Annotated in this window: 30 protein-coding genes; 14 read left to right on the top strand and 16 right to left on the bottom strand. The window is 66.8% G+C overall.

Translation table 11 applies throughout. The features are described from left to right. Positions 1-40: 40 nt before the first annotated feature. Entirely contained in the window at positions 41-127 is an 87-nt protein-coding gene (locus AC13D8_RS10830) for a hypothetical protein (protein WP_482968895.1), read from the top strand. On the opposite strand, the gene AC13D8_RS10825 is transcribed toward AC13D8_RS10830, so the two are convergent. Continuing rightward, a complete protein-coding gene (locus AC13D8_RS10825) occupies positions 122-328 on the bottom strand; it encodes a GDCCVxC domain-containing (seleno)protein (RefSeq protein ID WP_482968846.1) in 207 nt (68 codons plus the stop codon). The two genes, AC13D8_RS10830 and AC13D8_RS10825, sit on opposite strands and share 6 nt — an antisense overlap. Then, complete coding sequence (gene merF / locus AC13D8_RS10820; protein ID WP_104020104.1) at positions 325-534, bottom strand: mercury resistance system transport protein MerF; 210 nt, start codon at positions 532-534, stop codon at positions 325-327. Before merF ends, AC13D8_RS10825 begins: the two co-directional genes overlap by 4 nt. 91 nt (positions 535-625) lie before the next feature. Here merF and AC13D8_RS10815 point away from each other — a divergent pair, with 91 nt between their 5' ends. Continuing rightward, positions 626-1,030 carry a MerR family transcriptional regulator gene (locus AC13D8_RS10815; RefSeq protein WP_482968845.1) on the top strand — a complete coding sequence of 135 codons (405 nt, stop codon included), beginning with the start codon at positions 626-628 and terminating at the stop codon, positions 1,028-1,030. 19 nt (positions 1,031-1,049) lie between these two features. Here the strand turns inward: AC13D8_RS10815 and AC13D8_RS10810 are convergent, their stop codons facing one another. Both AC13D8_RS10810 and AC13D8_RS10805 read right to left on the bottom strand, forming a co-directional pair. Next, on the bottom strand, positions 1,050-1,703 hold the full coding sequence (locus AC13D8_RS10810) for a ChrR family anti-sigma-E factor (RefSeq protein WP_482968844.1): 654 nt from the start codon (positions 1,701-1,703) through the stop codon (positions 1,050-1,052). A 5-nt stretch (positions 1,704-1,708) separates the two neighbouring features. Next, positions 1,709-2,248, bottom strand: coding sequence for a sigma-70 family RNA polymerase sigma factor (locus tag AC13D8_RS10805; protein ID WP_482968843.1), 540 nt, complete (start codon positions 2,246-2,248; stop codon positions 1,709-1,711). A gap of 275 nt (positions 2,249-2,523) precedes the next feature. Here AC13D8_RS10805 and AC13D8_RS10800 point away from each other — a divergent pair, with 275 nt between their 5' ends. From AC13D8_RS10800 to AC13D8_RS10775, 6 genes are all read left to right on the top strand, one after another. After that, positions 2,524-3,822: an NAD(P)/FAD-dependent oxidoreductase gene (locus AC13D8_RS10800; RefSeq protein WP_482968842.1), complete on the top strand. Its 1,299-nt coding sequence runs from the start codon at positions 2,524-2,526 to the stop codon at positions 3,820-3,822. After that, complete coding sequence (locus AC13D8_RS10795; protein WP_482968841.1) at positions 3,819-4,577, top strand: DUF1365 domain-containing protein; 759 nt, start codon at positions 3,819-3,821, stop codon at positions 4,575-4,577. Before AC13D8_RS10800 ends, AC13D8_RS10795 begins: the two co-directional genes overlap by 4 nt. After that, positions 4,574-5,818, top strand: coding sequence for an MFS transporter (locus tag AC13D8_RS10790; RefSeq protein WP_482968840.1), 1,245 nt, complete (start codon positions 4,574-4,576; stop codon positions 5,816-5,818). The genes AC13D8_RS10795 and AC13D8_RS10790 overlap by 4 nt, the downstream gene beginning before the upstream one ends. 4 nt (positions 5,819-5,822) lie before the next feature. After that, entirely contained in the window at positions 5,823-6,383 is a 561-nt protein-coding gene (locus tag AC13D8_RS10785) for a DUF3833 family protein (protein ID WP_482968839.1), read from the top strand. After that, entirely contained in the window at positions 6,380-7,114 is a 735-nt protein-coding gene (locus AC13D8_RS10780; protein WP_482968838.1) for an SDR family NAD(P)-dependent oxidoreductase, read from the top strand. Before AC13D8_RS10785 ends, AC13D8_RS10780 begins: the two co-directional genes overlap by 4 nt. Before the next feature lie 65 nt (positions 7,115-7,179). Then, positions 7,180-7,506 (top strand): DUF3775 domain-containing protein, encoded by a 327-nt coding sequence (locus AC13D8_RS10775; RefSeq protein WP_129431229.1) that lies wholly within the window; start codon positions 7,180-7,182, stop codon positions 7,504-7,506. Between the two features lie 13 nt (positions 7,507-7,519). Here AC13D8_RS10775 and AC13D8_RS10770 read toward each other — a convergent pair whose 3' ends face one another. Beyond that, on the bottom strand, positions 7,520-7,924 hold the full coding sequence (locus AC13D8_RS10770; protein WP_482968837.1) for a c-type cytochrome: 405 nt from the start codon (positions 7,922-7,924) through the stop codon (positions 7,520-7,522). Between the two features lie 65 nt (positions 7,925-7,989). Next, positions 7,990-9,564, bottom strand: a complete 1,575-nt coding sequence (locus tag AC13D8_RS10765; protein ID WP_482968836.1) for a lysine--tRNA ligase — start codon at positions 9,562-9,564, stop codon at positions 7,990-7,992. A 119-nt stretch (positions 9,565-9,683) separates the two neighbouring features. Here AC13D8_RS10765 and AC13D8_RS10760 point away from each other — a divergent pair, with 119 nt between their 5' ends. From AC13D8_RS10760 to AC13D8_RS10735, 6 genes are all read left to right on the top strand, one after another. Continuing rightward, positions 9,684-10,109 carry a tellurite resistance TerB family protein gene (locus AC13D8_RS10760; RefSeq protein WP_129431232.1) on the top strand — a complete coding sequence of 142 codons (426 nt, stop codon included), beginning with the start codon at positions 9,684-9,686 and terminating at the stop codon, positions 10,107-10,109. An 81-nt stretch (positions 10,110-10,190) separates the two neighbouring features. After that, on the top strand, positions 10,191-10,979 hold the full coding sequence (gene rpiA, locus AC13D8_RS10755; RefSeq protein WP_482968835.1) for a ribose-5-phosphate isomerase RpiA: 789 nt from the start codon (positions 10,191-10,193) through the stop codon (positions 10,977-10,979). A 48-nt stretch (positions 10,980-11,027) separates the two neighbouring features. Beyond that, a complete protein-coding gene (rbfA, locus tag AC13D8_RS10750) occupies positions 11,028-11,423 on the top strand; it encodes a 30S ribosome-binding factor RbfA (protein ID WP_129431234.1) in 396 nt (131 codons plus the stop codon). Between the two features lie 196 nt (positions 11,424-11,619). Then, positions 11,620-12,375, top strand: coding sequence for a phosphodiester glycosidase family protein (locus AC13D8_RS10745; RefSeq protein ID WP_482968894.1), 756 nt, complete (start codon positions 11,620-11,622; stop codon positions 12,373-12,375). A 40-nt stretch (positions 12,376-12,415) separates the two neighbouring features. Then, positions 12,416-13,321 carry a tRNA pseudouridine(55) synthase TruB gene (gene truB, locus AC13D8_RS10740; RefSeq protein WP_482968834.1) on the top strand — a complete coding sequence of 302 codons (906 nt, stop codon included), beginning with the start codon at positions 12,416-12,418 and terminating at the stop codon, positions 13,319-13,321. Further along, positions 13,318-13,881, top strand: coding sequence for a DUF1643 domain-containing protein (locus tag AC13D8_RS10735; RefSeq protein ID WP_482968833.1), 564 nt, complete (start codon positions 13,318-13,320; stop codon positions 13,879-13,881). The genes truB and AC13D8_RS10735 overlap by 4 nt, the downstream gene beginning before the upstream one ends. Before the next feature lie 273 nt (positions 13,882-14,154). On the opposite strand, the gene AC13D8_RS10730 is transcribed toward AC13D8_RS10735, so the two are convergent. From AC13D8_RS10730 to AC13D8_RS10685, 10 genes are all read right to left on the bottom strand, one after another. Further along, positions 14,155-15,552, bottom strand: a complete 1,398-nt coding sequence (locus AC13D8_RS10730; protein ID WP_482968893.1) for a DegQ family serine endoprotease — start codon at positions 15,550-15,552, stop codon at positions 14,155-14,157. A 211-nt stretch (positions 15,553-15,763) separates the two neighbouring features. Next, positions 15,764-15,961: a DUF2065 domain-containing protein gene (locus tag AC13D8_RS10725; protein ID WP_482968832.1), complete on the bottom strand. Its 198-nt coding sequence runs from the start codon at positions 15,959-15,961 to the stop codon at positions 15,764-15,766. Next, complete coding sequence (gene hflC / locus AC13D8_RS10720; RefSeq protein WP_482968831.1) at positions 15,958-16,836, bottom strand: protease modulator HflC; 879 nt, start codon at positions 16,834-16,836, stop codon at positions 15,958-15,960. The genes AC13D8_RS10725 and hflC overlap by 4 nt, the downstream gene beginning before the upstream one ends. Before the next feature lie 4 nt (positions 16,837-16,840). Beyond that, on the bottom strand, positions 16,841-17,986 hold the full coding sequence (hflK, locus tag AC13D8_RS10715) for an FtsH protease activity modulator HflK (RefSeq protein WP_482968830.1): 1,146 nt from the start codon (positions 17,984-17,986) through the stop codon (positions 16,841-16,843). A 67-nt stretch (positions 17,987-18,053) separates the two neighbouring features. After that, positions 18,054-19,409: a glutathione-disulfide reductase gene (gene gor, locus AC13D8_RS10710; RefSeq protein WP_482968829.1), complete on the bottom strand. Its 1,356-nt coding sequence runs from the start codon at positions 19,407-19,409 to the stop codon at positions 18,054-18,056. A 140-nt stretch (positions 19,410-19,549) separates the two neighbouring features. After that, a complete protein-coding gene (locus AC13D8_RS10705; RefSeq protein WP_482968828.1) occupies positions 19,550-20,110 on the bottom strand; it encodes a F0F1 ATP synthase subunit B in 561 nt (186 codons plus the stop codon). A gap of 5 nt (positions 20,111-20,115) precedes the next feature. Then, positions 20,116-20,658: a F0F1 ATP synthase subunit B' gene (locus AC13D8_RS10700; RefSeq protein ID WP_482968827.1), complete on the bottom strand. Its 543-nt coding sequence runs from the start codon at positions 20,656-20,658 to the stop codon at positions 20,116-20,118. 91 nt (positions 20,659-20,749) lie between these two features. After that, the gene (locus AC13D8_RS10695; RefSeq protein WP_104020126.1) at positions 20,750-20,986 is read right to left on the bottom strand and encodes a F0F1 ATP synthase subunit C; all 237 of its coding nucleotides are present in this window, start codon (positions 20,984-20,986) and stop codon (positions 20,750-20,752) included. Positions 20,987-21,080: 94 nt separating this feature from the next. Beyond that, positions 21,081-21,863, bottom strand: coding sequence for a F0F1 ATP synthase subunit A (locus AC13D8_RS10690; protein ID WP_482968826.1), 783 nt, complete (start codon positions 21,861-21,863; stop codon positions 21,081-21,083). Beyond that, complete coding sequence (locus tag AC13D8_RS10685) at positions 21,853-22,194, bottom strand: AtpZ/AtpI family protein (RefSeq protein WP_482968825.1); 342 nt, start codon at positions 22,192-22,194, stop codon at positions 21,853-21,855. The genes AC13D8_RS10690 and AC13D8_RS10685 overlap by 11 nt, the downstream gene beginning before the upstream one ends. Between the last annotated feature and the right edge of the window lie 9 nt (positions 22,195-22,203).

Raw genomic sequence — 22,203 nt, 5'->3', positions numbered from 1 at the left:
CCCTTCGTGACGCAGGGTCCGGCTTGCTCGGCAGAACTCGATTACCGCCTACGTGACCGGCAAGCTGCGGGTGGAGGGCAACGTGCAGCGCGCGCTCAAGGTGTCGGGCATCCTCACCGGGTCATGAGTCGCAGCATCCTTTGCCCGCCTGGACAGGCGGGCAGGGCACCGTGCCGTAGGAGCAGAACACGCAGCAATCGCCCGGTTGCGGGCGCAGCACCGCGCCGCAGGCGCTGCATTCGTGGAACCATTGGCAGGAGTCGGTGGGCATCTCCAGCTCCTCGGCGGCGCCGCAACGCGGGCAGGTCAGCCGCGAGGACAGGCTCATTTGCGGTTCTTGCGGCGCCATAGCGTAACCCCCGTGAAGATCAGAAATCCGGCCAGCAGCGGCAACAGCACCGCGTCGCGATAGAGAACGCCGATCAGTCCCGACAGGCCAAGCGCCCCGAGCACCCACGGCAGCAGCGGCGTCACGCAGCACAGCGCGGTGATCGTGGTCCCCCCAAATCCGAATGCCAGTCGCCAATCCGCCATGCCCATCGTCCTCGTGCCCGTTGTTCTCTGGCCAATCCGGTGTGCAGGCTACATCCTGTAGCCGCTACAGAATCAAGGGGGAGACGTTCACATGTCCACGATCGGCGAGGCCGCGCGCCGCAGCGGCGTGCATGTGGAGACCATCCGATATTACGAGCGCAGCGGCGTGGTGCCGCGCCCGGCACGCACCGCAAGCGGGCGTCGCGACTATTCCGAGGCCGATATCCGGCGGCTGGGTTTCATCCGGCGCTGCCGCGACATGGGCTTTCCCCTGACGGATGCACGCCGCCTCGCCGCGCTGACCGCGGATGCCCACGCCAACTGTCCCGATGCGCAGGCCGTTGCCGAGGCGCATCTCGGGGCGCTGCGCGCACGGATGGCAGAGCTTCGTGCGATAGAGGCGGAGCTTGCGGCGCTGGTGGAAAACTGCGCGCGGCGCGCGTGCCCTTGCCCGGTGCTGGAGAAGCTGGAGGAGGGGCCGGACAGGGGCCCGTGACAGGGCCGCGCGCTAACCGTCAGATGCGCAGGAAGGGCTGTGCCAGACGTGGAATCATCCCGCGGAACCGCAGCGGCGCATCGGTGGCGGCGAGGCAGATGCAATCCGCCCCGATATCGGCGACCGGCATGTGGTGGAGATCCTCGTCCGCGATTTCGATATCGCCGGGTCCGTAGCGGTCGGTTTCGTCCACGAAGGCGCCTTGCAGCACCAGCGTCAGTTCCGTGCCGCGGTGTCCATGATCGGGCACTGCCGCGCCCGCCGGGATGAACAGAAGCCGTGCCGTGGCGTCGCGCGAGGTGGGCAGGATTGCCTGTTTCACCCCCATGCCGATGGACCGCCAGCGCACATCGGCGAGGTCGCCGCCCACGTAATCGCAAAGCGGCGCGGGCAGCACGCCGCGCCTGCGCGGCGCGGGGGTGTTGACGACGGGCGCGCCGTTGCGGATGCGCGCCATTGTCTCGTCAAGGCTATCGGGGGCCATCGCCACGGTATCGGCCCGTTCCAGGACCGCGCCGCCAAGGCTCTCGTAGGCGCCGAGCCGCGCGCGGCAGTCGTCGCACATCGAGACATGCGTGGCCACGGCCAGGCTGAACGCTTCGGGCAATGCGCCCGCAGAATAAGCCATCAGCAGCTTGTCGGTCAGGTGGTGGTTGATGTCATGCATGGTCATGGTCGTCACTTCATTGCGTGGCGCAGACGGTCGAGCGCCAGTCTGATGCGGGATTTGATGGTGCCGAGCGGCAGGCCGGTCTCTGTGGCGATCTCGGAATGGGTGAGATCGCCGAAATAGGCCTTTTCGATCAGCACGCGCTGTTTCTCGGGCAGGGCGGCCAGCGCTTCGCCCAGTTGCTTGCTTTCCTGTTGCAGGGCCAGCGCGTCGGCCTGGTCGGGCTCTGGCTCGGGGCCCCAGGGCAGGTCTTCGGGCTCGGGGTGTCTTGTGCGGCGAAGCACGTCGATGCGCCGGTTTCGCGCGATGGTGAATATCCACGTTGCCACCGAGGCGCGGTTCGGATCGAACAGGTGCGCCTTGTGCCATAGCGTCGCCATCGTCTCTTGCGCGCATTCCTCGGCCAGCGTGGCATCGGCGCCCGAGCGCATGAGGAACGCCTTTACCCGCGGGGCGAAGTGGCCGAACAGGCGGGCGAAAGCCGCCTCGTCACGTGCGTCGCGCACCGCGATCATGGACGTCACCCAGGCGTCCTGGCCACTCGTCATCCGGTTCTTTGATACCACGCTGCTGTCCGCTCCATTGCGTCTGTCAGCGAGCGACATAGCACGCAGGCGCGCGGGCGGCGAGGGGGGAGCGGCGCGGTGGGCAGTCGCGGGGTGCGTTTCGGTGAACATGCCAATGTTACGCGCCGCGCACCGGGCCGGATCACTTTGCGGGGCTGACCACCGTTCCACGACCGTGTCGCACGCATTCTAATCCGGTGGCGGCCGTGCCGCGTAAACCATTTGATCATCGCAACGCTCAAGAGGGCCGCCCCGTCATGCTGAACCCCGCCCAGAAAAGAATCGCCGTCATCGGCGCCGGGATCACCGGCATGGGGGTGGCCGAGCGGCTGGCCTGTCGTCACGCGGTGACGCTCTACGAGAGCGAGCCGCGGCTTGGAGGGCATGCGCGCACGGTGATCGCAGGCAAGCGCGGCGATCAGCCGGTCGATACCGGCTTCATCGTGTTCAACTACGCCACCTATCCCGAGCTTACGGCCATGTTCGACCGGCTGGACGTGCCGGTGACGGAAAGCACCATGAGCTTTGGCGCGTCGTTCCGTGGCGGTGCGTTCGAGTACGGGCTGGAGGGCGCGCGCGCCTATTTTGCCCAAGGGGCGCGCGCCCTCGACCCGCGGCATTGGCTCATGCTGCGCGACATCTTTCGCTTTAACGCGCGCGCGCTGGCGGTGTCGGAGGATGGCAGCCTCAGCATCGGCGCGCTGATGGACCGGATGCGGCTGGGGCGGTGGTTTCGCGAGTATTACCTCACGCCGTTCTCGGGTGCGATCTGGTCCACCCCGGTGGAGAAGGTCCTCGATTTCCCGGCGCATGCGCTGGTGCGTTTCTTCAAGAACCACGGGCTGCTGGGCTATGACGAACAGCATCAGTGGTACACCGTCGCGGGCGGCTCGCGGGCCTATGTGGACCGGTTGGAGACGTCGATGCGGGCGCGAGGTGTTGCGCTGCGGCCCGGCACGCCGGTCCGGGGCGTGCGGCGCGATGCGCAAGGGGTGATGCTGCGCGCCGAGGGTGCGGAGTGGGAGCGGTTCGACGAGGTGGTATTTGCCACCCATTCCGACGACAGCCTGGCGCTGCTGTCCGATCCAAGCGCAGAGGAGCGCCGCAATCTCGGGGCCATCGCCTATCAGCCCAACGACATCACGTTGCACGCCGACACGAGCCTCATGCCGCGGCGCCGGGCGGTGTGGTCGTCGTGGAACTATACCGAGGGCCCGGCCAAGCGCGCGGGCCAGATCGACCTGACCTACTGGATGAACAGCCTGCAGCCGATCCCCGGGGACGATCCGCATTTCGTTACGCTCAACACCACGCGGCCGATCCGCGAAGAGCTGATCTATGACCAGGTGACGCTGCGCCACCCGGTCTATGACCTCGGTGCGCTGGCCGCGCAGGAGCGCGTGCGCGCGGGCAACGGTGCGCGGCATACGTGGTTCTGCGGTGCGTGGCTGCGCCATGGTTTTCACGAGGACGGGCTTGCCACCGGGCTCGACGTGGCCGACGCGATCCTCGCCCGCGATAGCGCGCCGGTCGCCGCAGATATTGCCGCCGAATGAGTATCGTCCGCCATATCGCGGGCCACACATGGCATGGGCGCAAGGGCGCGGTGGAGAATGCGTTTCGCTACCGGGTGGATTACCTCCTGCTGGATGCCGAGGCCGCCGCGCCGACCGCGCCCCGCCTGTTTGCGCGGGGCCGCGCGGGGGTGATGTCGCTGCATGACCGCGACCACGGTGGCCCGCCGGGCAAGGGGCGCGGCGCGGCATGGGTGCGCGAGGTGCTGGCCGCTCACGGTCTGCCCGTGCCCGCGCGGATCGAGCTTTTGGCGCAGCCGCGGGTGCTGGGCCATGTCTTCAACCCGGTCGCATTCTGGCTGTGCCACGACGAAGGCGGCGCGACCCGCTGCATCATCGCGGAGGTGACCAACACCTATGGCGATCGCCATTCCTACCTGTGCCACCGCGACGACCACGCGCCGATCACCGCCACGGACAGGCTGCGCGCGCGCAAGGTATTCCACGTCTCGCCGTTTCAGCCGGTCGAGGGGGAGTATGAATTCCGGTTTGATCTGCGCCCCGACCGCATCGGCATCTGGATCGACCTGACGGCGGGCAATGGCGGGGTGGTGGCCACGCTCACCGGCCCCGTGCGCCCGCTGAGCCTGCGGGGCATGGCGGGGGCGCTGCTGCGCCGCCCGTTCGGGTCGCGCCGGGTGCTGGCGCTGATCCATTGGCAGGCTCTGCGGCTGTGGTGGAAGGGGGCGCGGTTTCACGCACGCCCCGCGCCGCCCGCCGACGAGGTCAGTCGATGAGCCACGCCGCCACCTTGTCCGGTGCGGCCCCCGCCCCGCGCCTGCCTGGCTACGCGCTTTTTGCCGGGATGCTCGCGGCGGCGGGATTGCCGGTCTATATTCACGCGCCCAAGGTCTATGCCGACGCGCATGGCGTCTCGCTTGCGGCGCTGGGCACGGTCCTGTTCGCGCTGCGGCTGATCGACGTGGTGCAGGATCCGGCGCTTGGCTGGCTGGCGGCGCGCAGCGCGCGCTGGCGGGGGCTGGCGGTGAGCGTTGCCGCCGCGATGATCGCGGGCGGGATGCTGGGGCTTTTTGCCATCGCGCCGCCCGTCGCGCCGCTCGTCTGGTTCGCGCTGATGCTGACGCTGGTGTTCAGCGCGTTCAGCTTTCTGACCATCTGCATGTATGCCGAGGGCGTCGCTGCCGCTGACCGGCTGCCCGGCGCGGGGCATTTGCGGCTGGCGCGCTGGCGCGAGACCGGCGCGCTGCTGGGCATCTGTGCCGCGGCGACGGCGCCGACGCTGCTGGGCGGCTACGCGGGATTTGCGCTGGCCTTTGCCGCGCTGGTGGTGGTGGCCTGGCTGGCGATGGTCGGCCAATGGCAGGGCGGTGGAGCCGCCGCGCCCACCGGCTTTGGCACCGTGCTGCGCGACGCGCGCGCCCGGAGGCTGCTGGCGGTGGCGCTGGTCAATGCCGCGCCGGTGGCCGTCACCTCGACGCTGTTTCTGTTTTTCGTCGAAAGCCTCCTCGCCGCGCCGGGATGGGAGGGGTCCTATCTCGTGTTGTTCTTTCTCAGCGCCGCCTGTGCCGCGCCGCTCTGGGGTGCGCTGGCCGAGCGGTATGGTGCGAAACGGATGCTGCTCTGGGCGATGGGCGTCTCGATTGTCGCCTTTGGCTGGGCGGTCACGTTGGGCGCGGGCGATCTCGCGGCCTTTGCGGTGATTTGCGTGGTCTCGGGCGCGGCCACGGGGGCGGACATGACGCTGCTCCCCGCGCTTTTCGCCCGCCGCATGGCGGCCATCGCGCCGGGTGGGGCCGAGGGCTTTGGCCTCTGGGCCTTTGTGTCGAAATTCACGCTGGCGCTCGCCGCCGTGGCGGTGTTGCCCGCGCTGGAGGCGGGGGGCTTTCGTGCGGGTGGGGAGAACGACGCGCAGGCGCTGTGGCTGCTCGCGCTGATGTATGGCGGGCTGCCCTGCCTGCTGAAACTGGGGGCTATCGCGCTGCTCTTGCGCACGGACCTCGACGACGGGAAAGGATGACGGGATGGACGCGGTGGGACTGATTCTCCTCGGCGCGGTCGGGATGCTGGCGTTCATGGCGGTGGCCGCGCGATTTGCCGGGTTCGGCGCGCAGCGGCTCGGTGACTATGCCGCCTCTGCGCCGCGTCTCGACCTGCGCGAGCATCTCAATGGCCCGATCAAGTGCGAGGGCGTGATCTATGGCCCGCTGGGGCGGGTCGCGTCGCGGTTCGACGCCGATTTCGAGGCGGAATGGCACGATGGGCGTGGCGTCATGCGCGAGCATTTCCGCTATGACAGCGGCAACCGGCAGGATCGCGAATGGCAGCTCACGCTCAGCAATGACGGAACCATTCGCGCCGAGGCCGACGATCTCGTGGGCCCCGGCCACGGGCAGCAGACCGGCGCGGCGGCGCGGCTGAGCTATCGCATCCGCCTGCCGCGGGAGGCGGGTGGCCATGTGTTGAGCGTGACCGACTGGATGTATCTCACCCCCGGTGGCGTGATCGTGAACCGCAGCCAGTTCCGCAAGTTCGGGATCAAGGTGGCCGAGCTTGTCGCCACCATGCGCCGGGTGGAGCCATGACCGGCTGGCAGGGCAAGCGCTACTGGCTGGTGGGGGCGAGCGAGGGGCTCGGTGCGGCGCTGGCGCACAAGCTGAGCGCGGCGGGGGCGGAGGTGATCGTGTCCGCCCGCAACGAGGCGCGGCTCGGGGAGCTTGTCGCTGCACTGCCGGGACGTGCCCGCGCCGTGCCGGTGGACGTGCGCGACGATGCGAGCGTGGCACAGGCGGCTGAAGCCGTGGGCGAGTTCGACGGCCTGGTCTACCTGGCTGGCGTCTACTGGCCGATGCCCGCGACCGAATGGCGCGCGGAGGAGGCCACGGCGATGGCCGATGTGAATTTCACCGGCGCGGTGCGGGTTCTGGGCCATGTCGTGCCCGGCATGGTGGCGAAGGGCGCGGGGCACATCGTGCTGACCGGCTCGCTGTCGGGGTTTCGCGGCCTGCCCGGCGCCATCGGGTATGCGGCGTCGAAGGCCGGGGTGATGAGCCTCGCCGAATCGATGCGCGCCGATCTGTGGCGCAGTGGCGTGCGCGTGCAGCTTGCCAATCCCGGCTTTATCAGGACACGGCTCACCGACAAGAACGCGTTTCACATGCCGTTCATCATGTCGCCCGAGGCCGCCGCACAGGAAATGTTCGAGCTGATGTGCGACGCGGGCGCCTTTCAGCGCCATTTTCCCCGGCTTTTCAGCTACGTGTTTCGCCTGTCGCGATTCTTGCCGGACGGGCTCTATTATCGCCTGTTTGCGTGAGATCAAGGAAAGGGTCTCTGCGCGCGGGCAAATGTGTGGCATGATCGTGCGCGAGGAGGCCACCCATGCTGGACATCACCGTTTACAAGATTGCTCAGATCGTTCTGATGGCGCGCGAGCTTGGCCGTGCCGAGGGCGAGTTGCGTGCCTTCATCGACCGGCTGAGCGAGGAGGAGCAGGCCAGTCTCGTCGCGGTCATGTGGATCGGGCGCGGCAGCTTTGAGGCCGAGGAGATCGAGGAGGCCAAGCGCACCGCCTTTGAGGAGGCGACGACGCCTTGCGCCGATTACCTGATCGGCACGCCGCACCTGTCCGATCACCTCGAGAACGGGCTGGACGCGCTCGGCCTGTCGGCGGCGGCGGATGAGGACGACCTGATCCGCGGCGGCTAGCCGGGGGCTGCCCTCACCCCTCCTGGATGCTCTCAAGGTAGGCCATCAGCGCCGCGAGCGGGCGCGGTGTGGGCGTGAGCACCCCGTCGCCCACATCCACCGGCACTGTCTCGCCCTCCAGCAGCAGGCCGAATTCCGGCATGTCCTGCCCCGGCAGGCCGGTGCGGTCGTAGCCGTCGATCACCGACAGCACGTGACGGCGCGGGAAGGTGCCATCCTCGGAAAGTCGGGTCAGATCGGCGGGCGGGGGGGTCATCTGTGCGGCCCAGGGTCCGTCACCCTTTCCGGACGCGCCGTGGCACTGCGCGCAGTTCTCGGCATAAATCGCCGCGCCTTCGCCCGCATCGGGCATGGAAACGGCCTGAACGCAGGCGGCAACGCCCAGCACGGCGACAAGGAACAGGGGACGGGTCTGCATCGGGGGCCTCATTCGCGTTTGCATTCGAGGCTATCCGCGTCGCCCGCGTGGCGCAATGGTCCCGATCACGCGAGTTCGCCCGCCAGCGCCCGGTCGATCAGCGCCACCGTCTCCTCGATGCCATAGAGCGCGATGAATCCGCCGAAGCGCGGGCCCTGAGAGGCCCCCAAAAGCACCTCGTAGAGCGCCTTGAACCAGTCGCGGAGCGGGTCGAACCGGTCGCGCCCCACGGCGTAGACGATTGATTGCAGCGCCTCGTCATCCGTGGGCCCGTCATAGGCTAGCAGTTGATCGCGCAGATCGGTCAGCGCCTCACGCTCCAGATCGGTGGGCGCGCGATAGACCTTGGTAGGGGCGACGAAATCCTCGTAATAGCGCACCGCCCCGCCCGCCGCGGCATCGAGATCGGGATGCGTCGCGGCGCTTGCCTCGGGCGCGTAGCGGCGGATGAAGCCCCAGAGCGTCTCCTTGTCATGGGCGGCGGAAACCGAGGCAAGGTTGAGCAGCATCGAGAAGGGCACCACCATCCGGCTCTCGGGCACGTCGCCGTTGTGGATGTGATGGACCGGGTTGGCCGCCCGCTGCGCCGCGTCCTGACCGGCATAGGCGCGCAATTGCTGGTGATACTCGTCCATCGCCTTGGGGATCACGTCGAAATGCAGCCGTTTGGCGGTCTTGGGCTTTTGATACATGAAATAGCTGAGGGACTCGGTCGAGGCATAGCGCAGCCATTCATCAATGCTGATGCCATTGCCGGAGGATTTCGAGATCTTCTGCCCGCTCTCGTCGAGGAACAGCTCGTAGGTGAAATGCTCGGGCGGGCGCACGCCCAGCGCCCGGCAGATGCCGTCATAGATGGGCGTGTTGGTGGAATGGTCCTTGCCATACATTTCGAAGTCGACGCCCAGCGCCGCCCAGCGCGCGCCGAAATCGGGCTTCCACTGAAGCTTTACCCGGCCACCGGTGACGGGAAGCGTCCATTCGCGCCCCTGCTCGTCGTCGAAGGTGATCTCGCCCTTGGCGCCGTCCACATGCTTCATCGGGACGTAGAGCACGCGCCCCGTCTCGGGGTGGATGGGCAGGAAGATCGAATAAGTCTGCTGACGCTCTTCGCGCAGCGATTTCAACATGATCTTCATGATGTCGTCATAGCGCGCGGCGGCGCGCAGCAGCACCTCGTCGAACTGCCCGGAGCGGTAGAATTCCGTGGCGCTGACGAATTCATACTCGAACCCGAACGTATCGAGGAACCGCCGCAGCATGGCGTTGTTGTGCGCGCCAAAGCTTTCGTGCGTGCCGAACGGGTCGGGCACGGATGTCAGCGGCTTTTGCAGGTGCTCGGCCAGCATTTCGCGATCGGGCACGTTGCCCGGCACCTTGCGCATCCCGTCGAGATCGTCGGAAAAACAGATGAGCCGCGTGGGGATGTCGCTGATCGTCTCGAAGGCGCGGCGGATCATGGTGGTGCGCAGCACCTCGCCGAAGGTGCCGATATGCGGCAATCCGCTCGGGCCATAGCCGGTCTCGAACAGCACGTGCCCCTTTTCCGGCGGGGCCTTTTCGTAGCGTTTGAGCACGCGGCGCGCCTCTTCAAAAGGCCACGCCTTCGAATTCATCGCCGCTTCGCGCAGATCGGACATCGCTCAAACTCCGGTTTTGTCGCAGGCAATGGCCCGCGCGACCTTGCGGGTTCCTATTGCCGGGGCGCGAGACAGTCAATATTCTGCACCGCAACACGCGCCCCCTGAAAGGCCCCCCCATGTCAGACCCGATCCCACATTCGCTCTCGCCGCAGGATTGCCTCGTCGCCCTGATGATCGCGGTCTCTGCCTCCGACGAGAACATGCGAACCGCCGAACTCGTCAAGATCGAGAGCACGATCAACAACCTGCCCATCTTTGCCAGCTACGATCTCGACCGGCTGCGCGTGATGTCGCAGACGGTGTTCGACCTGTTCTCGGTCGAGGACGGGCTTGACGCGCTGTTTGGTCTCATGCGTGCCAACCTGCCCGAGGCGCTGAACGAGACCGCCTACGCGCTTGCCTGCGACGTTGCGGCGGCCGATGGCACGCTCAACGACCGTGAGTTGCGGCTGCTGGAGGAAATGCGCTACGAGCTCGATATCGATCGGCTGCACGCCGCCGCGATCGAGCGCGGCGCGCGCGCGCGCCACCTCACGATCTGAGTGCGGGACGGCGATTGCCACTCGCGCCGCCACCGCAACGCGCCTATAACGTCAGGTGCCACAGCCTGGAGGGACGCCGCCATGACAGGAGAGCTTTCGCCCATCGACAAGGCCAAGTTCGTCGCCGCCAAACGTTCGGTCGACTACATCGAGGACGGGATGCGCGTCGGGCTTGGCACCGGTTCTACTGCCGCGTGGATGGTGCGCTGCCTAGGCGAATTGGTGCGCGAGGACGGGCTCAAGATCAAGGGCGTGCCCACCTCCACCCGTACCGCCGAGCTTGCCCGCGAGGTGGGCATCGAGGTCATCAGCCTCGACGAGGCGAAATGGCTGGACGTGACCATCGACGGCGCGGATGAGTTCGATGCCAATCTCAACCTGATCAAGGGCGGCGGCGGGGCGCTGTTGCAGGAAAAGATCGTCGCCACCGCCAGCGACCAGATGATCGTGATCGCCGATGTGGGCAAGGAGGTCGAGCATCTCGGCGCCTTTCCGCTGCCGGTCGAGGTGATCCCGTTCGGTTGGCAAACCACGAAATCGTTGATCGAGGAACTGCTCATCAACATGGACGTGCTCGGGCGCGATGCGTCACTGCGGATGAATGGCGACCGTCCCTTCGTCACCGACGAGGGCAATTACATCGTCGATCTGCATCTTGCCCGCATCGGCCACCCGCACCGGCTTTCGATGGCGCTCAACCAGATGCCGGGGGTGGTCGAGAACGGTCTGTTCCTCGATATCTGCGACGTGGTGATTCTCGGCTTTGGCGATGGCCGGGTGGAAACGCGCGATATCAACGACGGCACCGTGGCCAAGGAACGGATAGATTTCGTCGAGAGCGAGAATCTCTTCGCCGATCTCGACGATTGAGCCCTGCCGCGGCTTGGCACGGCCCGCGCGAAGGATTAGATCGGCGCAATGGCAAAGAACCGCACACATGACGGCCCCGGACCCTCGCAGCGGCAACTCCGCGTCGGTGAACTCGTTCGCCGAACGCTCTCGGAGGTGCTGATGCGCGGCGACATCCACGACCCCGAACTGAACCGCCTGTCGATCACGGTGGGCGAGGTGCGCTGCTCACCCGATCTCAAGATCGCCACCGCCTTCGTGATGCCGCTGGGCGGCGAGGCGCAGGGCGAGGCAATCGAGTTCCTCGCACGCAACAAGGCCGAGCTGCGCCGCATCATCGGCCGCAAGGCGGGGCTCAAGTTTACCCCCGACCTGCGCTTTCGACTCGATGAGACCTTCGACCAGATGGACGAGACGCGCCGGCTCTTCGAGGATGAGAAGGTGCGCCGGGATGTTGAGGGGTAGGCCGGGGTCCCCGAGCTTGCGCCGGATCTGGTGCATCCTCTTGCGCGGAATCAAGGCGTGCCTGCACGCCGCCGCGCAGCTCCCGACCGCCCCCCGGGCGGGCGCTATTCAAGGTCTAACTCCGGACAACCGCCGGGATATTTGGCACAATAAAGTGCGCCGCTTCACCGTCGCAGCGCCCCCCCGCGGTCGGGCGCTGCGCAGCGCGATCCTCGCGCCCCTCCTCGTCGCTCTCGCCGCCCCTGCCGCTGCTGCGTCCTGCCGCGCGATCGAGGTCGAGGGCGCGGGCTACACGCTGTGCGAGGCCGACGCCGCGCGCGACGATATCCGCCTGTTTCTCAACGATCCCGGCAGCGATACGCTCCTCGGCAGCTTTGCCAATGTCGAGCGGCTGCTGGAGAATCAGGGCCAGCGCCTCGCCTTCGCGATGAACGGCGGCATGTATCATCCCGACCGCCGCCCCGTCGGGCTCCATGTCGAGGCGGGGCGCAAGATCGCCCCGCTCGTCACGCGCGCCGGACCCGGTAATTTCGGGATGCTGCCCAACGGTGTGTTCTGCCTGCGCGAGGACCGCGCCGACGTGATCGAATCGCGCGAATTCGCCCGCGAGGCCCCCGCCTGCCGCTTTGCCACCCAATCGGGGCCGATGCTGGTGATCGACGGAGCGCTGCACCCGCGCTTTATCGAGGACAGCGAAAGCCGCTTCATTCGCAACGGCGTCGGCACCTCCGCCGACGGGCGGCGCGCGTGGTTTCTCATCTCCGACGCGCCGGTGAATTTCCACCGCTTCGCCCGCGTCTTCCGCGACCATATCGGCGCGCGCCAAGCGCTCTATCTCGACGGCAAGGTGTCGCGGCTCCACGCGCCGGGGCTGAACCGCTCGGATCAGGGCCTTCTGCCGCTCGGCCCCATCCTCGGTGTCGTGGTTGACGAGGGGGTTCCGCTCGACTAGGCCCTTGCGCCTGATCGAGGGACAGGAACGGGACCGAAGGATGGCACGAAAGCCCAAGGGCCGCGACATTTCCGGATGGCTGGTGGTGGACAAGCCCGCGGGGCTGACCTCCACCGCCGTGGTGAACAAGGTGAAATGGGCGCTTGATGCGCGCAAGGCGGGCCATGCCGGCACGCTCGACCCGGAGGCGACCGGCGTGCTCGCCATCGCGCTGGGCGAGGCGACCAAGACCGTCCCTTATATCACCGACGCGCTCAAGGCCTATCGCTTTACCGTGCGGCTGGGGCAGGCCACCAATACCGACGACGCCGAGGGCGAGGTGACCGACGAGAGCGACGCGCGCCCCACGGACGCGCAGATCAAGGACGCGCTCGGTGCCTTCCTCGGAGAGATCATGCAGGTGCCGCCGCGCTTCTCGGCGGTCAAGATCGACGGTGAGCGCGCCTACAAGCGCGCCCGCGACGGCGAGGAGTTCGAGGTCGCGGCCCGACCGCTCTGGGTCGAGGAAATCGTGCTCGCCGACCGCCCCGATCCCGACCATGCCGTGATCGAGATGACCTGCGGCAAGGGTGGTTACGTGCGGTCCGTCGCCCGCGACCTGGGCCGCGCGCTTGGCTGTTTCGGCCACGTGGTGACGTTGCGCCGCACCTGGTCCGGCCCGTTCGATGCCGAGGACGGTGTCAGCATGGAGACCATAGAGGCGCTGGCGCGTGGACCCGATCTCGATGCGCATCTTCGTCCGCTCGAGGAGGGGCTCGCCGACCTGCCCATGGTCACCGCCACGCCAGAGGGTGCGGCGCGTCTGCGCAACGGCAATCCCGGCATGGTGATCGCCTCGGGCGTCGAGTATGGCGAGGAGTGCTGGGCCGCCGAGGACGGGCGCGCCATCGCCGTGGGCCGCTACAAGGCGGGCGAGCTGCACCCCTCGCGCGTGTTCAACCGATGACCGCCCCAGAGGACCGGCACGACCCGGGCGGCAAGGTACGTCTGCGCCTGCCCGAGGGCGTGCGCGGCGAGGCCGGTTTTTCCCCGTGCGGACGCTATCGCCAATCGCTCTCCCGCGACTGGACCGCGCCCGGAGAGGCGCCGCGCGCCGTTCTCTTCGTGGGCATGAACCCCTCGGTGGCGAGCGCCTCTGCCTCGGACCCCACCTGTCACCGCGAGCTGACCTTTGCCCGTGACTGGGGATATACCCGCTATCTCAAGGGCAACGTGCTCGATTGGCGCGCTACCTCGCCGCGAGACCTGCCCGCCGACCCGGACGAGGCGTGCAGCCCGGCCAACATCCCCGCGCTGGTGGCCATGGCGCAAGAGGCCGAACTGGTGGTCATGGCCTATGGCCGCCTGCACCCCCGCTACGCGGGCACCGTGCGCGCCGCCGTCGCCGCGCTTGCCGCCACCGGACGTCCGCTCAAATGCTTTGGCCTCAACAAGGACGGCTCGGCCAAGCACCCGCTCTACCTGCGCAAGGACGCAGCCCTTGCGGAGTTTCCACTGCCGGGTTGAGGGCGCGCAGGACCACGGCGTCCTGAGGGTGGGGCGCGTGGGCATGTCTGGCCTGTACCTGCCATTACATACAACGGTCGAGGAGCCGCGCAGCGCCCGACCGGGGGGCGGTCGGGCGCTGCGCGGCGGCGCGCAAGCGCGCCTCGATTCCGCGCATTTGCACCAAGCTGTGAGGGTCCGCTCAAGGCCAGAACCGCCCCTGATGAAACGCACCGCCAAACGACAAAGGGCCCCGCGAGGCGGGGCCCTTCACCGGCGCGGGGAAATCCCCGGCTATTCCGCGATGTTGAGTGCGACGAAGCGCGGCTCGCCCGCGCGGCGCACCAAGAGCAGAAGCGACTTGCGCCCCGCTTCGCGCGCCTCGGCAATGCGCGCGTCGAGATCGGAGATGCTCGCGACCTTCTGCTGGCCCGCCTCGGTGATGACATCGCCCGCGCGCAGGCCCTTTTCGTAGGCTTCGGACATTTCGTCCACCTCGGTGACCACGAGCCCGGTGGCAGTCGCGTCCAGCTCGAGTTGCGCGCGCAGTTCGTCGTCGAGCGGCTTGAGCGTCAGGCCCATCATGGATTTCTCCTGCGGGGCCTCGGGCTTGCCGGGTTGCGCAACGGGGATCGAGCCCTCGGCCACTTCGCGGCGACCGAGTGTTACCTTGAGCGTCTTGGTCTTGCCGTCTCGAAAGACGACGACGCGCACGGTCTTGCCCACGGCGGTGTTGCCCACCTGCCGCACGAGGCCGCGGGTGTCCTCGACGTCACGACCATCGAAGCTGAGGATCACGTCGCCCGCCTGCATCCCGGCTTCGGCGGCGGGGCCTTCGGGCACATCGGTGACCAGGGCGCCGGCGACCTTTTCGAGGCCCATCGCCTCGGCCACGTCCTCGGTCACGTCCTGGATGCGCACGCCCAGCCAGCCGCGCCGCGTCTCGCCGTATTCCTTGAGCTGATCGACCACGCGCTTGACCACGTTCGACGCCATCGAGAAGCCGATCCCGATGGAGCCGCCGGTGGGGCTGAGAATCGCGGTGTTCACGCCGACCACGTCGCCCGCCATGTTGAAGAGCGGACCGCCCGAATTGCCGCGGTTGATCGCCGCGTCGGTCTGGATGTAGTCGTCATAGGTGCCCGACAGCGCCCGGTTGCGCGCCGAGACAATCCCGGCAGAGAGCGAGAAACCCTGTCCGAGCGGGTTGCCCATCGCCAGCACCCAATCGCCCACGCGGGCGGTGTCGCTATCGCCGAACTTGACGAACGGGAGCGGCTTTTGAGGCTCTACCTTCAGGAGCGCGATGTCGGTCTTGGGATCGGTGCCGACCACCGTGGCCGAAAGTTTCTCGCCCGAGAAAAACTCGATGTCGATCTCGTCGGCCTTGTCGATGACGTGGTTGTTGGTGACCACGTAGCCATCTTCGGAAATCACGAAGCCCGAGCCCAGCGCCGAGGACCGTCGCGGGCGGTCCCCCTCTGGCATCTGCTCGCGGAACCGCTCGAAGAAATCCTCGAACGGCGAACCCTCGGGCACCATCGGCAGGGGCCCGGTGCCTTGCTCGACCGTGGTCGAGGTCGTGATGTTGACCACGGCGGGGCTGATTTCATCGGCCAGGTCGGCGAAACTCTCGGGCAGGGCGCGCGCGGCGACCCCCTGCGCCAGCAGCAGCGCCACGGTCAGCGCCATGAGCCACACGGCCCGCACGGCCCCGGTTGTGGATCGCGTAGCGGCAATGTTCGGGTTGGTCACGCCAAAATCTCCTCTGGTTCATGTCGTCGGGATCGCGCGCGATGGCCGCGCCGCTCCCGGTGGATGGATCAGATGTAAGTGCCGCCGCCCTTTTCGCCAAGGCTGTAACATTCGATCACAGAGATGTGACCGTACCCGCGCCGTGAATTCAAGCGCCCAGCGCCTTGGCCGCCCATACCAGCGCGAGCCCGCTTATCAGGGCCAGCAGCCCTATCAGGCGACGTGCCTCGGGGGGAAACGCCGCCAGCGCAACCAGCATCCGGTCAATGAGCGAAGGGGCCAGCGCATAGACCAGCCCCTCCACGATCAGCACCAGCCCGAGGGCCAGAAGCGCGGTTTCGATCATTCCTGCACGTTGCCCGAGCGCAGGTAATCGAAGAACTCGCTGTCGGGCGTCATCACCATCGAGGAATTGCTGCCCTGAAGCGCATTTTCATAGGCTTGGAGCGAGCGGTAGAAGGCAAAGAACTCGGTGTCCGCCCCGTATGCCTCGGCATAGACCGCGTTACGCTCGGCATCGGCCTCGCCGCGGATCACCTGTGCCTCGCGCTCGGCATCCGACACCGTTTCGGTCACCGTCCGGTCGGCCTGCGCGCGCACGCGCTGCGCCGCCTCGTTACCACGGGCGATCTCGTCGGCGGCTTCACGTTCACGCTCGGCGCGCATCCGGGCGAACGTGGCGTCGAGGTTCTGATCCGGCAGGTTGGTTTGCTTGAGCCGCACGTCGACGATTTCCAGCCCGAGACCCTCTGCGCTGGTGCGCGCCTGCGCACGGATGCGCTTGGCGAGCTCGCTGCGTTCCGGCGACAGGATCGAATCGGATGTCACCTGATCGGCACCCAGCACCTCGCGGATCTGCGCGTTGAGTACCGACACAAGCCGGTCCTCGGCCAAGGCCATGCCACCGATGCCGACCGCTTGCCGGAACTGCACCACGTCGCGGATGCGGTAGCGGGCAAAGGCATCGACGATGAGCCGGCGGTCGTCCGAGGGCGTTACCTCGATCGTGTCGGTATCGAGAGACAGGATGCGGTCGTCATAGCGCACCACCTCCTGGATGAAGGGGATCTTGAAGTTGAGTCCCGGATCGGCGTGAACAGCCTTGATCTGGCCGAATTGCAGCACCAGCACATTCTCGCGCTCGTCCACCACGAAGACGGACGAGAGCCCGAGGAAGCCAACCACCACGAGGAACGGGATGAGAAATTTGATCTTGCCCATGATCTCAGTTTCCTTCGCTTGTCGTGGTGTTGCGGCGCAACTCGTTCAGCGGCAGGTAGGGCACGACACTGCTGCCCCCCTCGCTTCCGACGATTGACTGGTCGAGGATCGTCTTGTCGATATCTCCCAGCACCTGTTCCATCCGCTCGAGATAGAGCCGCTTGCGCGTGACCTCGGGGGCCTTGGTATATTCCGTCAGGACCGAGGTGAAACGGCTCGCGTCACCGCGGGCCTCGTTAACCACGCGGGCCCGGTAGCCCTCGGCCTCGGCGAGGATCTGCGCGGCTTCACCGCGCGACTCCGCCAGCACGCGATTGGCATAGGCGTCGGCCTGCCGTTGCAGACGGTCGCGCTCCTGCTCGGCGGCTTGCACCTCGCGGAACGCGTCGATCACCTCGCGCGGCGGGTCGGCCTTGTCGAGGTTGACACGCACGATACGGATGCCGCTCTCGTACTCGTCCAGCGTCGCCTGGATGTTCTCCATCGCGCTGTCCGCGATGATCCCGCGATCGCGGTTGAGGATCGGCCCGAGGTTCGATGCGGCGATGATCTCGCGCATCACCGATTCCGACACCGCCTGCACCGTCAGTTGCGGATCGCGAATGTTGAACAGGAGCTTGGACGGGTCAGAGATGTTCCAGACCACCTGGAAATTGATGTCCACGATATTGGCATCGGTGGTCAGCATCAGCCCCTCGTTGCCGACATTGCTGCGCTGGCCGATATTCTCGGTCCGCTCCGAGGTGACGTTGACGATATCGTAGGTCACCACCGGCCACGGCGCGAAGTTGAGGCCGGGATTGCCGGTCGCGTAATATTCGCCGAGGAAAAGCTCGACCGACTGCTCCTCGGGCTTGACCGTGTAGACGCTGGCAAAAAGCCAGACTGCCACGGCACCCAGCACCGCGAGGCCAATGGTGCCGCGGCCGAATTGCGGGCCCTCGCCGCCGCCGCCGGCGCCGCCCCGGCCACCGCCACCGCGCCCGCCCATCAGGACACGGAGTTGATCCTGCCCCTTGCGCACAAGCTCGTCGATTTCGGGGAGTTGCCCGCCTTCGGGGGGGCGCCTGCCGCCGCTTGGCGGGCGACGGTCGTCATCGCCGCCGCGATCGCCGCCACCGCCCCACGGGCCGCCATTATTTCCAGCCATGCTAACCTTCCCTTGCTTTTCCGCCTTTGGCGGACCTCGTTCTTACCTGTGCGTGAACCCCAGAAAATCAAGCGGTTCGTGCAGGCGTTTTCATCGTTACGATCTCTTCCGACATGGTCGGGTGCACCGCTACGGTGCGATCGAAATCTTCCTTGGTCGCCCCCATCTTCACCGCGATCCCGGCCAATTGTATCATCTCGCCCGCACCGGGGGCTACGATATGACAGCCTAGCACGCGGCGCGTATCGGCGCAGACTACCAGCTTCATCAGCACCCGGGCGCCGCGCCCGGCAAAGCTCTCGCGCATGGGTTTGAACGAGGTGGCGTAGATCTCCACCGGCCCGCGCTCGCGGGCGTCCTCCTCGCTCAGGCCCACGGTGCCCATCTCGGGCTGGGTAAAGATCGCGGTGGGGATCAGGTCGTGGTCCACCGGCGTCGGGTTGCCGTTGAAGACGGTTTCCACAAAGGCCATGCCCTCGCGGATCGCCACAGGCGTGAGGTTGACCCGGTCGGTCACGTCGCCGATGGCGTAGATCGAGGGCACGCTTGTCTGGCTGTAGTCATCGACCACGATTTCGCCCTTGCGCCCAAGGTTCACCCCGGCCTCTTTCAACCCCATGTCCCCCGTGTTGGGGGCGCGCCCGGTGGCGAACATCACCTCCTCGAACGTGGCCTCGGTGCCGTTTGTGGCGGTCACACGGTAGCCGCCCTCGAAGCGCTGCATCGCCTCGATATTGGTGCCGAGGTGCAGGTTCACCCCAGACTGGATCATCTCGTCCGACACAAGGCCCCGTGCCTCGCCGTCAAATCCGCGGAGGATCTGTGCGCCGCGGTAGAACTGCGTCACCTCTACGCCGAGGCCGTTGAGGATACAGGCGAATTCGCAGGCGATATAACCACCGCCGATGACAAGGATGGATTTCGGCAGCCGCTCGAGGCGGAAGATGTCGTCGCTGACCAGCGCGTGCTCGGCGCCGGGCAGATCGGGCCGGACGGGGTGGCCGCCGGCGGCAATCAGGATGTGCCGCGCGCTGACCCGCGTGCCATCGGCCAGCTCGACCACATGTGGATCGGCGAGCCGCGCGCGCATGTCGAATGTTGTCACGCCATTATTACTCAGGATGCCGCGATAGACGCCTTCCAGCCGGTCGAGCTCGGCATCGAGCTTGGCACGGAACGTTGCCCAGTCAAAGCCGCCCGCGTGCACCGTCCAGCCATAGGCCTGCGCCTCGGCGATGGCTTCGGGGTATTCCGAGGCAAAGACCATCAGCTTCTTGGGCACGCAGCCGCGGATCACGCAGGTGCCGCCATAGCGGCTTTCCTCGGCGAGCGCCACGCGCGCGCCGCCCTGGGCCGCGACGCGCGCCGCGCGCACCCCGCCCGAACCGCCGCCAATCACGAAAAGGTCGTAGTCGAATGACATGCCAGTCGGCTCCCCACCTTGCTCCGCCGACATATCTCAGCAACGCGGCAATGTGAAACCCCCAATCGTGACGCGAAAAACAACGGGGCCGCGATCCTTTCGGAACGCGGCCCCGTTGCGATGGCTTTCGCTTTGCGGCTTCAGTGCAGCTTGGATTCGACCTCGCCGATCGCCGCGTCGATGAGCGCATCGCCGTCGGCGGCGCTCATCTGCTTGGCGATCACGTCGCGCGCGGCGGCGGTGGCCACGGCGATTGCCTGATCGCGCACGTCGCGCACGGCGCGCGCCTCGGCGCTGGCGATCTGGTCCTCGGCGGCCTGAAGCCGACGCGCGATCGAGCGCTTGATCTCTTCCTTGGCGTCGATGGCGGCCTGCTCGGCCTCTTCGCGGGCGTGCACGACGATGCGGTCCGCTTGCTCTTGCGCCTCTTTCTGCTTGCGCTCGTAGCTGGCCAGCACCTTTTGCGCCTCTTCGCGCAGCTGGCGGGCCTCGTCGAGATCGGACCTGATAGATGCCGCGCGCTCGTCAAGCTTTGCGCCCAGCAAGCCTGGCACCTTGAGGTAGATCAGCACCCCTATGAAGATCAGGAACGCGATCAGCACCACGAAATTGGTGTTGAACAGCGAGAAGAACGGGCCGGACGCCGCGAAGGCCGGGCTGGCGGCGAGCGTGGCGGCCACGGTCAGGGTCAGCTTGCGCATCGCACTCATCCTTTCATCCGGGCGTTGACCGCTGCGCTTACGCTGCGGCCGTCGGCCTTCTGGCCCATCGAGGCCACAAGCTCGGTGGTGACGTCCTTGGCCACCTCCTTGACGGCGTCGAGCGCGCCTTCGCGGATTTCGGCGATCTTCTTCTCGCCTTCGGCGGTCTTGGCCTTGATCTCGGCATCGGCCTCCTCGTTGGCGCGGTCGAGGTCTTTCTTGATCGACGCCTTGGTCTCGGCGATGATCTTCTGCGCCTCGGCCTTGGCGTCGGCGAGCGCCTGCTTGTAGGCCTCTTCCGCCTCGGCTGCCTTGGACTTGAGATCCTCGGCGGCGGCGAGATCGTTGGTGATGGTGCCCTGCCGCTCTGCCAGCACCGCCGCGATGCGCGGAAGCGCGATACGCGACAGGATGAAGTAGAGCACGATCAGCGCGATGGCGAGCCAGAAGATCTGGTTGCCGAACCAGTCGCCGCAAAGCTGCGGCATTCCTTCGGCGTTACCGTTCTTGATACAGGTGCTTACGGCATCATGCGTTTCGGTTGCCATGACAGACGTCCTCCCTCAGGAACTTTCCGCGAATTCCGGGTGGCAGGCAAGCATGGCCGCCACCCGGCCGCAAGGATCGGGCCCTGAGCGATCAGACGGCGAACATCAGCAGAAGCGCGACGAGGAACGAGAAGATCCCGAGTGCTTCCGAGAACGCGATGCCGATGAACATGGTCGCGATCTGGCCGCCGGCTGCCGACGGGTTGCGCAGTGCGCCCGACAGGTAGTTGCCGACGACGTGGCCCACACCGACGGCGGCGCCGCCCATGCCGGTACATGCCAGGCCTGCACCGATGTAAGCACCCATTTGAACGATATCGCCTTCCATAGTGATCTCTCCTTACGCTGGAATTGGCATTGGTCTGTTGGTCGTCAGGCGGGCGAACCCGCCGCTTGTCTATGTCAGGGGCACGTGGCCCGGCTTAGTGATGCGGATGCAGCGCGTCGCGCAGATACACGCAGGTCAGGATCGTGAACACGTAGGCCTGGATGAAGGCCACCAGCACCTCGAGCGCGTAGATGGCTGAGATCGCGAGGATCGACAGCGGCGTGACAAGGATGCCCACCCCGACCGACAGCGCGATCATCGGCGCGAAGGCCGCAAACACCTTTATGACGGCGTGGCCGGCCATCATGTTGCCCATGAGACGAATGGAGTGGCTGACCGGGCGCACGAAGTAGGAAATCACCTCGATCAGCGCGAGGATCGGCCGCAGCGGCAGCGGCGCGGCGGTGATCCAGAACAGGCCCAGGAACCCCACGCCATGCTTGACGAAGCCAAGCACCGTCACCGTCAGGAAGACCAGAAGCGCCAGCACGACGGTCACCGCGAGGTGGCTCGTGGTGGTGAAGGCCATCGGCAGCAGCCCAATGAAATTGGAGAAGACGATGAACATGAACAGCGTCATGATGTAGGGGAAAAACGGAAGCGCGTCCTTGCCTGCCACGTCCTCGACCATCTTGCGGACGAAGTCATAGGCCAGCTCGGCGATGGATTGGGTGCGCCCCGGCACGATCGCGCGCTTTGACGTGCCCAGCACCAGCAGCGCAAACACCGCCGCGACGGCGATCGCCATCCACAGCGTCACGTTGGTCAGCGTGAACAGGCCCACGGCCCCGTCGCCGAACAGCGGCCGCACGATGAACTGATCCATCGGGTGGAACACCAGACCGCCGCTGTCGGCCCCTTGCGCTTCAGTCGCCATCCTTCGCCCCTTCGTCTCCGCCCGCGCTGGGCGCATTCATGTCCTTGGCGAGCTCCGCTGCGCTGCGCATCATCGTCTTGATGCCCGCCGCGAGGCCCAGCAATGTGAACACGACAAGGAATACCGGCAGCGTGCCGAACAGGCTGTCCAGCCCGTACCCCATGCCGAAGCCGATCAACAAACCGGCAACAAGCTCGATCACCATCCGCCAGCCATGCTGCGCCTGGCTGTAGTGATCTTCCTGATGAGGGCGCTTTGTCTTGTCGCCTCGCAGCTTGGCGATCCGTGCGTCGAGCTGCCTGAGCCGCTCGCTGTCGTCTGGATCGGACACCTGCGCCCC

It is taken from the genome of Roseovarius sp. B-10, from assembly GCF_056859295.1.
This window is presented reverse-complemented; position numbering and strand designations above follow the sequence as displayed.